The 13,807-nt window shown below is 70.1% G+C and carries 13 protein-coding genes and 1 pseudogene; 5 read left to right on the top strand and 9 right to left on the bottom strand.

Going from position 1 to position 13,807, the window contains the following annotated elements:
• Window positions 1-305: 305 nt before the first annotated feature.
• A complete protein-coding gene (locus tag D7X99_RS28920; RefSeq protein WP_121780606.1) occupies window positions 306-1,268 on the bottom strand; it encodes an ornithine cyclodeaminase family protein in 963 nt (320 codons plus the stop codon).
• A gap of 147 nt (window positions 1,269-1,415) precedes the next feature.
• On the opposite strand from D7X99_RS28920, the gene D7X99_RS28915 reads away from it, so the two are divergent.
• Entirely contained in the window at window positions 1,416-4,328 is a 2,913-nt protein-coding gene (locus D7X99_RS28915; RefSeq protein ID WP_121780605.1) for a serine/threonine-protein kinase, read from the top strand.
• Window positions 4,329-4,476: 148 nt separating this feature from the next.
• Window positions 4,477-4,917, top strand: coding sequence for a hypothetical protein (locus D7X99_RS28910; protein ID WP_120575610.1), 441 nt, complete (start codon window positions 4,477-4,479; stop codon window positions 4,915-4,917).
• Here D7X99_RS28910 and D7X99_RS28905 read toward each other — a convergent pair whose 3' ends face one another.
• The gene (locus tag D7X99_RS28905; RefSeq protein WP_121780604.1) at window positions 4,918-6,129 is read right to left on the bottom strand and encodes a serine/threonine-protein kinase; all 1,212 of its coding nucleotides are present in this window, start codon (window positions 6,127-6,129) and stop codon (window positions 4,918-4,920) included. It lies immediately after the preceding gene.
• 53 nt (window positions 6,130-6,182) lie between these two features.
• A complete protein-coding gene (locus D7X99_RS28900; RefSeq protein ID WP_120575612.1) occupies window positions 6,183-6,740 on the bottom strand; it encodes a hypothetical protein in 558 nt (185 codons plus the stop codon).
• Window positions 6,741-6,922: 182 nt separating this feature from the next.
• Here D7X99_RS28900 and D7X99_RS28895 point away from each other — a divergent pair, with 182 nt between their 5' ends.
• The gene (locus D7X99_RS28895; protein ID WP_121780603.1) at window positions 6,923-8,005 is read left to right on the top strand and encodes an SMI1/KNR4 family protein; all 1,083 of its coding nucleotides are present in this window, start codon (window positions 6,923-6,925) and stop codon (window positions 8,003-8,005) included.
• A gap of 28 nt (window positions 8,006-8,033) precedes the next feature.
• Here the strand turns inward: D7X99_RS28895 and D7X99_RS28890 are convergent, their stop codons facing one another.
• Both D7X99_RS28890 and D7X99_RS28885 read right to left on the bottom strand, forming a co-directional pair.
• Window positions 8,034-8,399 (bottom strand): hypothetical protein, encoded by a 366-nt coding sequence (locus D7X99_RS28890; RefSeq protein ID WP_147452009.1) that lies wholly within the window; start codon window positions 8,397-8,399, stop codon window positions 8,034-8,036.
• Between the two features lie 108 nt (window positions 8,400-8,507).
• Window positions 8,508-8,990, bottom strand: a pseudogene (locus D7X99_RS28885) (dihydroorotate dehydrogenase (quinone)); the annotation flags it as partial.
• A gap of 94 nt (window positions 8,991-9,084) precedes the next feature.
• Here D7X99_RS28885 and D7X99_RS28880 point away from each other — a divergent pair.
• On the top strand, window positions 9,085-9,771 hold the full coding sequence (locus tag D7X99_RS28880; RefSeq protein WP_233596749.1) for a TIGR02269 family lipoprotein: 687 nt from the start codon (window positions 9,085-9,087) through the stop codon (window positions 9,769-9,771).
• Complete coding sequence (locus D7X99_RS28875; protein ID WP_121780602.1) at window positions 9,771-10,472, top strand: double-CXXCG motif protein; 702 nt, start codon at window positions 9,771-9,773, stop codon at window positions 10,470-10,472. The genes D7X99_RS28880 and D7X99_RS28875 overlap by 1 nt, the downstream gene beginning before the upstream one ends.
• Window positions 10,473-10,558: 86 nt before the next feature.
• On the opposite strand, the gene D7X99_RS28870 is transcribed toward D7X99_RS28875, so the two are convergent.
• The 4 genes from D7X99_RS28870 to D7X99_RS28855 all read right to left on the bottom strand — a co-directional run.
• A complete protein-coding gene (locus tag D7X99_RS28870) occupies window positions 10,559-11,632 on the bottom strand; it encodes a quinone-dependent dihydroorotate dehydrogenase (protein ID WP_121780601.1) in 1,074 nt (357 codons plus the stop codon).
• 3 nt (window positions 11,633-11,635) lie between these two features.
• Entirely contained in the window at window positions 11,636-12,628 is a 993-nt protein-coding gene (gene add, locus D7X99_RS28865) for an adenosine deaminase (RefSeq protein ID WP_121780600.1), read from the bottom strand.
• A gap of 36 nt (window positions 12,629-12,664) precedes the next feature.
• Window positions 12,665-13,369, bottom strand: coding sequence for a Smr/MutS family protein (locus tag D7X99_RS28860; protein WP_121780599.1), 705 nt, complete (start codon window positions 13,367-13,369; stop codon window positions 12,665-12,667).
• Between the two features lie 24 nt (window positions 13,370-13,393).
• A partial coding sequence (locus tag D7X99_RS28855) for a DnaJ domain-containing protein (RefSeq protein ID WP_158627088.1) occupies window positions 13,394-13,807 on the bottom strand: 414 nt, incomplete at its 5' end.

Here is a 13,807-nt window from a genome sequence, read left to right as displayed (position 1 = left end):
GTGGAGGAATCACCGCCGGTACGCAGGGGTTTTTTGAAGGAAACGGACGCCGAGCGCGGGGCCCTGAACACGGGACGCGGGGCGGACGGCAGGAAACATGAAGGTGGCGTGGGGCGGGCCGACAGGCCGCTCCCCACATCCGCCGCGACTTTACGAGGCCCTGCCAGTCGGCACGCGGCCCGGGGCGCTCGCCGGTAAAACTCCAAGGTGCCGGCGAGCGCTCTCTTTTTTGCCTCACAACGCCGCACCCGTGCGTCCTTCTGGGTCGTCCCCGCGCGGAGGACGCACCGGGTGGGATACGGGCGTCAGGCGCCCTCGACCAGATCGAACCGCTGGCCCACACCCTTCGCGAGGGCGACGTCGTAGAGCGCTCGGGCCAGGGCCACGTCCTGCACGGCGAGGCCGGTGGAGTCGAAGACGGTGACCTCGGTGCCGGTGCGGCCGGGCTTCCGGCCGGCGACGACCTCTCCCAGGGTACCGGCGAGCTGCTCGGCCTGGATGAGCCCGTCGTGCAGCGGCACGTTGACCTCGCCGGAGTGGAGCGCCTGATCCGCGTCGTCGATGAAGACGCGCCCTTCGACGAGCAGCCGCGGATCCAGCTCCTGCTTGCCGGGGGCGTCCGCGCCCATGGCGTTGATGTGGGCGCCGGCCTGGACCCACTCACGGCGGACCACCGGGGCGCGCGCGGGCGTGGCGGAGCAGACGATGTCCGCGCCGGAGGCGTCCTGGAGGCTCACCACGCGGCCGCCCTTCTCCTTCTGGAGCGCCTCCGCGGCCTGGGAGGACACGTCCGCCAGCAGCAGCTCCAGGTCCCCGAAGAGGGCGCGGTGCGCGTCGATGAGGACACGCGCCTGCACGCCGCAGCCTACGAGCCCCAACGTGCGCGGCTTCTTCTTCGCCAGGTACTTGGACGCGATGCCGCCGGCGGCGCCGGTGCGCCACGCGGTGAGCAGCGTGCCGTCCAGGATGGCCAGCGGGGACGCGGTGTCCGGGTCGCTGAGCACGTACACGGCGCGCACCGTGGGCAGCCCGTGCTTGCGCGGGTTGTTCGGATGGGCGTTGACCCACTTCACGCCAGCCGCGCCGTCGAGGAACGCGGGCATGGCGCGGAAGTCGCCGTCGTACCTGGGCAGGGACAGGTACACCTTGGGGGGCATGAGCGCGTCACCGCGGCCATGGGCCAGGAAGGCGCGCTCGACGGCTTCCAGTCCGAGCTCGACGGTGTAGAGGCCGCGCAAATCCCTGGCACTGAGGAGAAGGGTGGGCATGGGCGCCGCTATAACCAGCCGCCCCTGACCGCGTGCGTCGTGCCCGATGTGCAATGTCTGCCATTGGGCATTGTCACAATCACTACCCGGAGCAGGTAGGCAGGCAGGGATAATGGGGAAAGGCGGGTTCAGGATAGGCCGGGAGCGATGAAGACCTCCCGGCCCACTGAAGACACCGGTTCCCAGGCGCCGAACACAGGCCACCCGACGGGTGACTCCAGCGTACCGGAGCGTCCGCTCCATGCGACGCGCGTGGGGCGCTATGTGTTGCTGGCGCGGCTGGGCAAGGGCGGCATGGGCGAGGTCTTCGAGGCCTTCGATCCGGAGCTGCGCCGCACCGTCGCCATCAAGCTCCTGCACGAGCGGCGTCTGCCTGACGAGGAGGAGGACGCCCGCGCGCTGCGGCTGGTGCGCGAGGCCCAGGCCATGGCGCGCCTGTCCCACCCGAACGTGCTCACGGTGCACGACGTGGGCACGCATGAGGGCCGGGTGTTCATCGCCATGGCGCGGGTGGAGGGCGGCACGCTGCGCCAGTGGCTGCGCGAGGGGCCGCACCCCCAGCGTCAGGTGCTGGCCGTATGCCGGGCGATGGGGCAGGGCCTCGCGGCGGCGCACGCTGCGGGGCTGGTGCACCGCGACTTCAAGCCGGACAACGTGCTGCTGGGCCGGGACGGCGGCGTCTGGGTGACGGACTTCGGCATCGCGTCCGACGCGGGCGTGGGTACGGAGGCAGGGCCCGCGGTGCCACCGGCGGCGCTGTTGGAGGGGCCGCTCGACACAAGGCTCACGGCGACGGGCGCGCTGGTGGGGACGCCCGCGTACATGGCGCCGGAGCAGTACGCGGGCCGGGGCCCGGACGCGCGCGCGGATCAGTTCAGCTATTGCGTGTCCGTCTACGAGGCGCTCACCGGTCAGCGCCCCTTCGAGGAGGGAACGCTGCGGCGCATGGCCGTCACGCTGCTGGATTCGCAGCGGGCCCCCCAGGGCGCGGTGGTGCCCCGGGTGGAGCTGGAGCCGCCCGCGCATCCATCCGTCCCGGGCTGGGTGCACCGCGTGCTCGCGCAGGGCCTGGCGGTGGCGCCGGAGCAGCGCTTCGCGTCCATGGAGGCGCTGCTGGCGGCGCTGGAGCGCGACCCGGAGGCGGGACGGAAGAAGCTCGCGGGCCGCTCCATCGCGGTGGTGGCCGGGCTCTTCCTGGGCGTGGGCGTGGCGTGGGTGCGTCCCACGCCGTGCAGTGGCGCGCCCAAGCTGTTCGCCCGCGTTTGGGGTCCCACGCAGAAGGCGGCGGTGGCGGAGGCCTTCGAGAAGAGTGGCGCGAAGGACGCGGATGGCGCCTTCGACCGGGTGGAGCGCGCGCTGGATGCCTACGCGTCCGAGTGGAGCCGCATGCATCGCCAGGCCTGCGAGGCCACGCGCGTGACGGGAGAGCAGCCGGAAGCGCATCTGGCATTGCGCATGTCGTGTCTGGACCGGCGCCTGCGGGCGGTGGACGCGCTGGGGGCTGAGTTGGCGCACGCGGATGTGGCGCTGGTGCAGCGCAGCGCGGAAGCGGTGGATTCGCTGCGCGGCGTGTCTGGCTGCGCGAACGTGGAGGCGCTCTCCGCCGCGGTGCCCCCGCCGGAGGACCAGGCGGCGCGCACCCGCGTGGACGCCGTGCGCAAGGACGTGGCGCATGCGCAGGCGCTGCTCGACACGGGCCGTTACGCGCAGGCGGTGCCCGTGGCCAAGGCCGCAGTGGAGGCGGCGCACGTGACGCACTACCGGCCCGTGGAGGCGGAGGCGCTCCATGTGTTGGGCTGGGCCCATCACCGCATGAGCCAGTCGCGCGACGCGCGGGCTACGTGGCACGAGGCCATGGCCGCCGCCACGGCGGGACGGCATGACGAAGTGGCGCTCCAGGTGGCCACGGAGCTGGTGCTGGGACTGAGCGGGGATCCCGAATGGTTCCCCGAGGCCCACCTGTGGAGCGCCCAGGCGCACGCGCTCATCGAACGGTTGGGCTCCGCGCCGGACCTGGAGGGACGGCTCGCCAACCACGAGGGCATCCTCGCGCTGAACGAGGAAGCGCTCGACGCGGCGGCGGAGCACTACACGCGGGCCCTGGCGCTGCGCGAGCGAACCCTGGGGCCCACGCACGTGGACACCGCGAAGGTCTACAACAACCTGGGCATGGTGATGCTGCGCCAGGGCAAGAAGGCGGAGGCCACCGCGCTGTACCAGAAGGCGCTCGCCATCTACGAGGAGCGGCTGGGCCCGGTGCATCCGCTGCTCGCGGGCACGCTCACCAACCTGGGCTTCGCGGAGCAGGAGTCAGGCAACCTGCCGAAGGCGCTGGAGTGGCTACAGCGCGCGTACACGCTGCAACAGCAGACGCTGGGGCCGCTCAATTCCCAGACGTTGCTGCTGCTCCACGACATCGCGTTGGTGCAGGAGTCGCTGGGCGCGCCGGACCGGGCGCTCGCGCTGCACCGGCAGGCGCTGGAGGGAATGCGTCAGGGTTTTGGCGCGGAGAGCCGCGAGGCCATTGATTCGCTGAAGGCGCTGGCCGGCGCGGAGGAGCGGTTGGAGCGGGACGCGGACGCGCTCGCGCACTTCCAGGAAGGGCTGGCGCTCCAACGAAAGGTGTTGCCACCAGAGGAGTTCGCGGTGGACACGCTGGAGGAGGACGTAGGGCGGCTGATGGTGGCGCAGGGCCGTCCGAAGGAGGCGGTGCCGCTGTTGCGCGCGGCGCTGGATTCCAAGTCGCGCTCGCTGGGCGCGGAGCATGCGCGGACCATCCACAGCCGCACCGCGCTGGGGCTCGCGTACTTCCTGCTGGGGCAGGGCGACAGCGCGCGAGAGCTTTTGGAGACCTCCGAGCGGGTGCTGGCCCCGCTGGGCTGGAACCCGGTGGACGCCGCGATGACGCACTTCGCGCTCGCGCAGGCACTCTGGGGTCAGCCCGCGGAGCATGCGCGGGCTCTGACGCTGGCGAACAAGGCCGAGGATGGCTTTGCGCAGGGCGGCAATATGACGCGGCGCGAGCTGGCCGCGGTGCGGCAATGGATTGCAAGCCGATAGGCTTTGCCGCCTTTTGAACGGACCGTTCTTGTCGGGAATTTTCCTGAAAGGCTTGCGCTGGTCTGGGGAGTCGAGATTGTCTAATCTGAATCCCTGTCGGACGGCTGGGCGCCATGCCGGTGCCCCCTCGGACAAGGAGTCCCCCTTCATGCCTGGAATGTCATTGCTGCGCGTCGTCGTCGGCGTCTGCACGGGTCTGGCGTTGACTGCGTGCGGTGGGCCCATGACGCCCGAGGAGGCCGCGGCCGAGGAGGCTTCACTGGCCACGACGGAGGCCGCGCTGGGCTCGTGCGCGAACTGGTCCGAGTGGATCAACTCGGGCGGGCAGTATTGTTCGGACAACCGCGCGTGTGGCGTCTATTGGTATTGTGAGGGTGATCCGATGGCGGCTGCTCCCCGTTCCATCACGGGGGGCGGGCCTGAGCACCTCCCTCCGCCGTGCGACGATGGCAGCTACCCCTACCAGCGCGGCAAGCCGGGCCTGTTCAATCAGCAGTACAGCTATCGCGTGTGTTTCGACGCGGGCGGCACCTACACGCACACGGAATATCAATACCAGTACGCCTTCAGCGGGACCTGCGGCTGCTGATCAGCTCCACCACCAGGCCGCCGCGGCGATCAGACTTCCCGCAACGGAGACGGCCACCCACTTGAGCCACAGTGCTTGTGAGGACGGTGGCGGTGGCTCTTCGGAGGGCCGGAACCGCTTCGCGGGAGGAGCGGGCTCCGGCGGCCGGGACACCGGGCGCTGGGGCCTCAACGCCTGGGTCGGCGCCTCCGAGCGCAGTGGAGGCGCGGGCTCCAGGGGCAGGGTGGGCAGGACCTCCGGCTTCATCACCTCCGTGGGCTCGGAGGCGGGAGGCTCGGGCAGGGCCGGACGGAGCCTCCGGAGCTTCGCTGGGACGCCGGTGGGTGGCTCCATCAGCCGGGACGGAAAGAGCGGGGACTCGCCCAGCCGGGCCAGCTCCGCGCGGAGCTCCTTCGCCACGGCGGCGGCCTCCGTGGGCCTGTCCTTGCGGCCCTTGGCGAGCAGTGCTTCCACCAGCGACACCAGCGACGCGGGAATCCCCGGGCGCTGCGGCGTGAGCGGTGGCGGAGCGTCATACAGCACCGACTCCATCACCGCGCGGCCGCGCTGGATGGGAAACGGCCGCCGTCCGGCGAGCAGCTCGTAAAGGCAGATGCCCAGCGAGTACAGGTCCGCGCGCGCGTCCAGGACCTCGTCGCGGATCTGCTCCGGGGACATGTATGCCAATTTCCCCATCACCACGCCGGATGTCGTCTGCGTGCCTTCCGACGTCTTCACGATGCCGAAGTCCGCGATCTTCACCGTGCCGGTGTAGGACAGCAGCAGGTTGTCCAGGGACACGTCGCGGTGGATGAGCTCCATCCACTTGCCCGACTCCGGGTTGACGAACTGGTGCACGTACGCGAGCCCGTCACAGGCCTGCGCGATGGCATCCAGGATGGGGCCTGGTGGCAGCAGCTCCGGCCGGCTCGCCGCGTGGATGTGCGCGAGGCTGGAGCCCGCGACGTACTCCATGGACAGGTAGACCTGGTCGTCGATGACGCCCGTCTCCAGCACCCGCACCACGTTGAGGTGGTGCAGTCCGGCGGCGACCTCCGCCTCACGCAGCAGTCGGCGGCGGAAGCGGACGTCGGCGGCGTGCTCGGAGTGGATTCGCTTGAGGACGACCGGCTCTTCCCAGCCCTCGCGTTCCGCGAGCGAGACGCGCCCCATGCCGCCTTCACCAATGTCCCGCAGGACGCGGTACGGCCCGAATCGCTGGACGTCGTTCATTCCGGGGCAAGCCTACCGTCACTCACGCCCGGAACGCAGGATCACGCCGCGGGTCAGCCGCCGACCCGAGCCGGGTCGCTGGCCTGGAGCTCCTCTTCGGCCCCGATGCGTCCCTGGCCACTGCCGGTGTGCTTGGAGCCCGCGGACCGGGAGCTATCGCCCGTCGCCACCCGGCCACGGCGGGAGCCTTCCGGCGCGTCCGCGCCCACCAGCTTCGCGAACAGGTCGCGGACCCGCTCGGCCAACTTCTGGAAGGGGGAGGATGGCTTCGGCCTGGCCGCGCCCGCCGCCCCGCTCTCCGAAGGCACGAAGCTGCACGAGACGGAACCGGAGTGGCCACCACCCTGGCCCCTCACGCTGGAGCCGGAGGCGCAGGGCCGCGCCTGGCCGCCCTCACCCACGGGGCCGCGATGGAGGCGGTCCTGGATCAAGAGGCCAGGCCGGTCATGGCTGGGGCCGCCCTGGAAGAGGTCCGGCGGATCCCTGTAGCCCTGGGCGCTGCTGGAGGATCCGTGCCCGCCAGCCAGGCTCTGCCCGGACGCGCGATGCACCGGAAGCTGGGTGGGCTGCTCGGGCTGCGTGGGGCTCGACAGCGGGCGGGAGATCTTCACGAAGCACCTCAGGACGGAGTTCCTGAAACCATCATCGGACCCACCACGTTCCAAGTTTCCGAGGAGTCCCGGAAAACCGAAGACGCGTCTGAGATGCGGCGCGTCAGCGTTCAAAGCCAGACAGCGCTTCCGCGCCCACCAGAAGGTGGAGGGAAGGGGTGCGACAGGTATGGTGCGGCGCGATGACGACCGCCCCGCGCCCCAAGAGCGTTCCTCCTGAAGCCACCTTCGATGCCCCCACCAAACTCTGGCGATGCGGAGGTCCCAACGACGCGCGCGAGCGCCTGTGGATCCATCCGTCGGGCCTGCTGCTGCTCGACGCCACGCGCAAGGACGGCAAGCTGGATGGAGAGATCAAATGGTCGCTCGGCATCCACGAGATGTCGGAGCACGCACCGCGCCTGGCCATGCAGGAGGCGCTTGGGCTGCCGAACGGGCCGAACAATACGATGATCGCGACGTTCGCGGACGGCGCGCTGGTCGAGGTGCGCTTCCGCCCCGGCTTCGACTTCCCGGACGAGCTGCGGATTGAACTGCGTGATGGCGTCATCGACGGCGCCCTCGAGTGGGTCGTCGGCCCGGTCGATGGCGCCCTGTTCGAGTACGCCGGCACGAAGCTCCTGCACAAGATCTTCAAGGTCCCGAAGCCCTGGCCTCATCGCCTGACGGCGGTGTTCGCCAAGGGCAAGCTGAAGAGCACGACGTTCTTCGCCAAGGACGGCACGCCGCTCGACGTGAGCAAGCCCACGCTCACCGAGTGGGGGGAGAGCACCGAGGCGAGCACCCTGGCCGGCTACATCGAGCGCGGTGACTTCGCGGCCGACGCGGCGCGCTTCTTCCCGAAGGCGCCCCGCGTGTCGAAGCCCGGCAGCAAGAAGGTTCGTGCCGTTCCCGCGGGTCGTGCGCTGGACGAAGTGGTGACGGGCGGTGGCGTGCCGTCGATGACCCTCGCCTTCGACTTCGACAGCTACGGCTTCGACTGCAAGAAGGAGGACCTGGCCGGTGCGAACGACGACAAGTACGTCGGCATCGCGAGCGACGGCTCCGGCGAGATGTTCCTCCTCGACGTCACGACGGGAGCGGTCGTCCGCTACGCGCACGAGGAGGGCTCTGTCTCGCCGGCCTTCGACTCACTCGATCAGCTCGCCTTCGCGCTCCTCCGCGTAGAGGCGGCCGCGAAGAAGCTGATCCCGAAGGCGAAGGTCTCGGCGTTGTTCAAGCGGCTGGACCTCAAGGTGGCCGCCGCGCTCCTGAAGGAGTACTGAGCGCGCGTGCGCGGGAGGAACGGCGTCTTCAGTCCCTCCGGTGGGGCGTGCAGGGGGGATCGCCCTGCGTCCCGCCGGAGTTGCCCCGGCCGCCCGCGCGGATGCTGCTGCCGGAGGCGGTCGTGCCCGGGCCACCAGGGCCCTGTGACGGCTTGAACTTGTCCCGGTCCTCGATGCCCTGTCCGCCACTCGAGGCGCTCGCGCCGACGCGGATGCTGCTGCCTGAAGCACCCTGCTTGCTGTCACCCACGTTCGAGCTGGCCACCGGCCCGTCGAAGACGTCGGAGGGGCTCTGCTCCGCGGGCGGCTTCGGCGGGACCGGCTGCGGCACGGAAGGGCGCGGCGTGAAGGTCGGCGACGCGGGCGGGGAGGACGGCGGACGCGAGATCTTCACGGCGCACCTCGAAGGGCGGAAGACGTCCCACAATCATCGCCCGCACCCTGTCCCGAGTTTCCTGTGTCGCCAGGAAGACAGGTTACCTGCCCCGGAGGGCAGGTGGGCCTATGCGGGCATGCCTTCGCGAGCGTCCACGCCAATCACATCGCGCACGGAGGCGAAGCCGTCCCGGGCCAGCAGGGCGCCCAGCTCCGAGAGGATTCGGTCCACCATGCCCGGGCCCTCGTAGATGAAGCCCGTGTACACCTGCACCACGGTGGCGCCCGCGCGCAGCTTCTCGTAGACGTCCTGCGCGGTGAACACGCCGCCCACGCCAATGAGAGGCAGGGCGCCCTTGCCGCGCTGGTACGCGCGGCGGATGACGGCGTTGGACAGCTCGCGCACGGGGGCGCCGGACAGGCCGCCGGCCTCCTTCGAGTGCGGGTGCTCGAAGGGGCGGGTGAGGGTTGAGTTGGTGGCGATGAGCCCGGACAGTCCGCGCGCCATCGCCACGTCCACGACTTCATCCACGGCTTCGGGCGTGAGGTCCGGGGCGATCTTCAGGAACAGCGGCGTGCCCGGGGCCACCGGGAAGGCCGGTCGCTGTCGGCGACCGGATGAAGTGCTGCCCGCGCGGACATGCTCGCGACGGTGAGCTGTGCGGAAGACTGCGGCGTTCACGTCCGGGGGCCATATGCGTTGGATGCTTGGGCTGCTGCTCGTTGTCAGCTGCGCGCCAGCTGGAGTGCACCGGCTAACGCCCGAGGAGGTGTGGCGGGAGGCGGGAACGACGGCAGGATGTCGCGATGACACGCACGACATCTGCACCGCGGCGCTGTGTGCCGGCGAGGGCTGCGCGCTGTACCGCTGCGAGGACCTGGTGCCCGGGCGCGTGGTGCGGACGCGAGGCGCCACGGTGGCACCACTCCTCGTCGCGCCTGGAAGTGGCGCGCAACGCAACTGGGGAAATGCCCAGGGACTTCCAGGCGGTGCGCAGCCCATCATGGTGTTTCGCTGGCACAGGCGAGAGCCGCTGCCCAGCGAACTGCGTCGGCAGCAGGCCATTGAAGAATGGGCGAGGCGACCGAAGGAGCGGCACCACATCTTCCCCCAGGCCTTCGAGCGTCGCTTCGCGCGCAGAGGCATCGATGTCCACCAGTACGTGATTGCCATTGATGCCGACCTGCATCACAAGATTCACCGCGGAGAGGCAGGCGGGCCGTGGAATCGCGAGTGGGAGGAATGGCTTGAGCTGAAACGGGACCGCGCCAGGAAGGTGGAATACTTCGAGCAGGCGTCGGCCATGATTCAAAAGCACGGCCTCTTCGGTCTGACCATGACGTACTGGCAAGTCGTCGACCTGAGTCCCCAACCTGTGAGGGATGACTGATGCGGTACTACAGGGTGCGCGCATCGCAGGAGTCATGGCGGTGGAGCGGGCGCTACGACGCCGAGCATCGATGGGTGCTGCCAGGGGTGGACTGTCCGCGCTGCGGAACCTGGGCGGGCGCGGGCGCGTACCCGACGGTGGACTTGAGCGGGACGGGGGCACTCGCGAAGGAACTCGAGGAGACGCTCTGGCCGACGACGGTGGCCGAGTACCGCCGGATGGCCGCGGCCATCACGCCCTTGGTGGCGGTGGACCAGGAGGTGACGCCAGGCTGCGCCTTTGGGCCACTTCGGGGCGCCGCGTCCGGTGACTTCGGCCCGCTGACGGCGTGGCCTGGCTGGCAGCTGCTGGTGCGCGAGGACGCACGGGCGGCCCTTCGCGAACTGCCGCTGCAAGGCGTGGAGGCGGTGCAGGCGCAGCTGCAGGGGAGCAGGGGACAGCTGTACGAGGTGGAGGCGCGCCCCATCGGCCGCGCCCACTACGCCTCGATGACGCCGGACAGCCCGTCCTGCGACTACTGCGGCCACCAGGGCGGCTTCAGCCTCGCCACCGACTGGGCGCTGGACGCGGCCACTGTGCCATCGAGCGACGTGTTCCGCGTATGGGGAACGGGGGTGATGGTGGTCTCCGAGCGGTTCGCCGCGACGCTGGACAAGCTGGGCCCGAGCGACGTCGAGCTGCGCGAAGTGCCGACACGCTGACGGAGCCGTGTCAGGAGTTGCGCGGAGAGTCCTGGGTGACTTCCCCGGCGTAGGGGTGACTCAGGAGCGCGAAGAAGAGGACTCCCCTAGCGAGCGTCCACGCCAATCACGTCGCGCACGGAGGCGAAGCCGTCCCGGGCCAGCAGGGCGCCCAGCTCCGGGAGGATTCGGTCCACCATGCCCGGGCCCTCGTAGATGAAGCCCGTGTACACCTGCACCACGGTGGCGCCCGCGCGCAGCTTCTCGTAGACGTCCTGCGCGGTGAACACGCCGCCCACGCCGATGAGGGGCAGGGCGCCCTTGCCGCGCTGGTACGCGCGGCGGATGACGGCGTTGGACAGCTCGCGCACGGGGGCGCCGGACAGGCCGCCGGCCTCCTTCGAGTGCGGGTGCTCGAAGGGGCGGGTGAGCGTGGTGTTGGTGGCGATGAGCCCGGACAGCCCGCGCGCCATCGCCACGTCCACGACTTCATCCACGGCCTCGGGCGTGAGGTCCGGGGCGATCTTCAGGAACAGCGGCGTGCCCGGAGCCACGGCTTCCATCCGTTCACGCACGGCGAGCAGCAGCGCGGACAGCTGCTCTGGCTCCTGCAGCTTGCGCAGGCCCGGCGTGTTGGGCGAGGACGCGTTGACGACGACGTAGTCCCCCAGCGACGCGAGCGCGTCCACGCACGCCACGTAGTCGTCCACCGCGCGCTCCAGCGGCGTGTCCTTGTTCTTGCCGATGTTCACGCCCAGCGGGCCGGGCTTCCACGAGCGGGCCTTGAGGCGCTCCGCCGCGGTGGCCGTGCCGTGGTTGTTGAAGCCCATGCGGTTGATGACCGCGCGGTGCTCCGGCAGGCGGAACAGGCGCGGCTTCGGGTTGCCCGGCTGGGGCTTCGGCGTGACGGTGCCAATCTCCACGGCGGAGAAGCCGCAGGCGAACAGCCCGTCCACGGCCTCCGCGTCCTTGTCCAACCCGGCGGCGAGCGCCACCGGGTGGGCGAACTTCAGCCCCGCCAGCTCCACGGACAGGTCCATGGGGGCACGGCGCAGCGTGTGCTCGCGCATGGCGCGGCAGCGGGCGTTCCACTTCCCCAGGGCCGCGAGCCCCGACATGCCCAGCCGGTGCGCGGGCTCCGGGGGCAGGCTGAAGAGCAATGCGCGAGTCAGGCCGTACATGCGTCAGGCCGGGATGAAGGACGCCTCGCGCGCCCACGCGAGTGCCTGGTCCACCTGCTCGGTGGAGAGCAGGCCGTTGGACTCGACGATCTCAATCTCCCGCCGCATGTCCGTCTCCAGCAGGTAGGGGCCGTCCGTGTTGATGGTGAACTTCACCTTGCGGTCCCAGAACGTCTGCATGATGTGCTTGAGCTCCTGCAGGTCCTCCACGGCCTTGGTGTGGATGTTGGACGTGGGGCACAGCTCCAGCGTGATGTTGTTCTCGCGAAGAATCTTCATCGCGGACTCGTCGTACGCGGCGCGGATGCCATGGCCGATGCGGTGGGGCTTGAGCTTCTCCACCGCCGCCATCAGGCCGTTGGCGCCCGTGCCGGCCGTCTCGCCGGTGTGCACGGTGCACTTGAGGCCGGCCTTGCGAGCGCGGGCGTAGAGGTCCTCGTACTCCGCGAGCGAGGCCTTGTGCTCCATCGCGTCGCGCTCCGTGCCGGCCAGGTCGATGCCGTACACGCCGCGCGAGCGGTACTTGATGGCCTTCTCCACGATGATGCTGTTGAGCTTGTGGTCGAACTCGCGGGCCAGGCAGAAGATGAGGCCCACCTTCACGCCGTACTCCAGCGTCGCGCGGTCCATGCCCCGCAGCGCCGCGTGGATGATGTGGTCCAGGTCCAGCTCGCTGGAGAGGTTGCGCTTCATCGGGTTGAAGCGCAGCTCGATCTGCGTGACGCGGCTGCCCCGGTACTCCTTGCCAATCACCTCGTAGACGGAGCGCTCGATGGCGCTGGGAGAGGATTGGATCTTCTCCGTCCAGGTGTGGAGGATCTTCAGGTAGTCGTCGAGGCTGCCCACCTTGCCCGGACGGGAGGTGATGAGCTCGACGAAGTCGAAGTAGTTCTTGACGGGGAGCTTGAAGCCCTGCTGGTGGGCAATGGACCACAGGATGTGCGGAGCCACCGCGCCACCCACGTGGATGTGAAGGTCAATGAGGTCGCGAACCATGGCGGCATGTATGCACAGCCACGGCCACGCGTAAAGCTATCGGCGCAGCAGCACGTAGACGGCGCCAGCCCCGCCGTCCTGCGGACGGGCAGTGGAGAACGCCAGCACCATCCGCTCCAGCCGCTTCTGCGACAGCAAGTCCCTCACCGCGTCCTTGAGCACCGGGATCTGATCCTTGGAATTCAAACCGCGCCCGTGGACGATGAGCACGCAGCGGCGCTTGGCGCGGCGGCTGTCGGACAGGAAGCGCTCCACGGCGGCCTGGGCCTCGCGCTGCGTCTTGCCGTGAAGGTCCAGCCGGTCCTGCACGGAGAAGTCGCCCCGGCGCAGCGAACGCAGCAGGTTGGGGTCGGTGCCGGGGGAGGCGCCCTCGAAGGCCGCGTCCGAGCCGGTGAAGGACAGCGGCCCGTCCACCGCGACCAGGTCGGAGAGCTGCGCGAGCGCCTCCGCGTTGTCGTCGATGATCTCCGGCAGGCGCGGGTTCGTCTTGGGGGCCTCGCCGCGGTGGGTGATCTGCTGCACGCCGTCCATGGCGGAGAAGAAGAGGCCCACGTCGTCGTCTTCCGGACGCGCCTTGGGGGCCTTGGAGGGCTTCTGCACGACGGCCTTCTTCTTCGAGGCCTCCGCGGCGGCGGCCGCCGCCTTCTCCTGCTTCTCCTGGTCCTGGAGCGTCTTGATGGCGGACTTGAACGGGTTGTTCTGGAACTCCGCTTCCTTCTTCTTCGGGGGACGCTGGCTCATGGGATTCCTGTCTTCTAACCCGGGCTACAGGCCGCGCAGCCTGCGGATTTCCTCGTAGGCGTCGCGGGCGGCCTGGAACCGGCGGGCGGCCTGCTCGGCGGCCTTGGGCGCCAGGTGGGCGGCCTTGTCCGGGTGGAAGCGGGCGGCGAGCTTGCGGTAGGCGCTCTTCACCTCCGCGTCGGTGGCGTCCGGGGGGAGGCCCAGCGTCTGGTAGTGGGCGGTGGCGTCGCCCAGGTGCAGTTCGGCCAGGGCCTGGACCTTGGCGTAGGGGACGTCCAGGCCTTCGGCCATGCGCTTCAGGGCCTCGCGTTCGGAGCGCTGGAGGGGGCCGTCCGCGAGCGCCATCTCATAGAGCGCGTCCAGCAGGCGGAGCCGTTCGCCCGAAGGCAGGGAGTCCAGGCAGGACTCCAGCCGGTTCCACAGGGCCGCGGTGAAGGG

Source organism: Corallococcus sp. AB032C, assembly GCF_003668935.1.
Taxonomy (GTDB): domain Bacteria; phylum Myxococcota; class Myxococcia; order Myxococcales; family Myxococcaceae; genus Corallococcus; species Corallococcus exiguus.
This window is presented reverse-complemented; position numbering and strand designations above follow the sequence as displayed.

What these genes read in the sequence shown, in the direction of transcription:
- D7X99_RS28920 (WP_121780606.1), bottom strand. Translation starts at nt 1,268, where the DNA reads ATGCCCACCCTTCTCCTCAGTGCCAGGGATTTGCGCGGCCTCTACACC.
- D7X99_RS28915 (WP_121780605.1), top strand. Translation starts at nt 1,416, where the DNA reads ATGAAGACCTCCCGGCCCACTGAAGACACCGGTTCCCAGGCGCCGAAC.
- D7X99_RS28910 (WP_120575610.1), top strand. Translation starts at nt 4,477, where the DNA reads ATGCCTGGAATGTCATTGCTGCGCGTCGTCGTCGGCGTCTGCACGGGT.
- D7X99_RS28905 (WP_121780604.1), bottom strand. Translation starts at nt 6,129, where the DNA reads ATGAACGACGTCCAGCGATTCGGGCCGTACCGCGTCCTGCGGGACATT.
- D7X99_RS28895 (WP_121780603.1), top strand. Translation starts at nt 6,923, where the DNA reads ATGACGACCGCCCCGCGCCCCAAGAGCGTTCCTCCTGAAGCCACCTTC.
- D7X99_RS28880 (WP_233596749.1), top strand. Translation starts at nt 9,085, where the DNA reads ATGCTTGGGCTGCTGCTCGTTGTCAGCTGCGCGCCAGCTGGAGTGCAC.
- D7X99_RS28875 (WP_121780602.1), top strand. Translation starts at nt 9,771, where the DNA reads ATGCGGTACTACAGGGTGCGCGCATCGCAGGAGTCATGGCGGTGGAGC.
- D7X99_RS28870 (WP_121780601.1), bottom strand. Translation starts at nt 11,632, where the DNA reads ATGTACGGCCTGACTCGCGCATTGCTCTTCAGCCTGCCCCCGGAGCCC.
- add (WP_121780600.1), bottom strand. Translation starts at nt 12,628, where the DNA reads ATGGTTCGCGACCTCATTGACCTTCACATCCACGTGGGTGGCGCGGTG.
- D7X99_RS28860 (WP_121780599.1), bottom strand. Translation starts at nt 13,369, where the DNA reads ATGAGCCAGCGTCCCCCGAAGAAGAAGGAAGCGGAGTTCCAGAACAAC.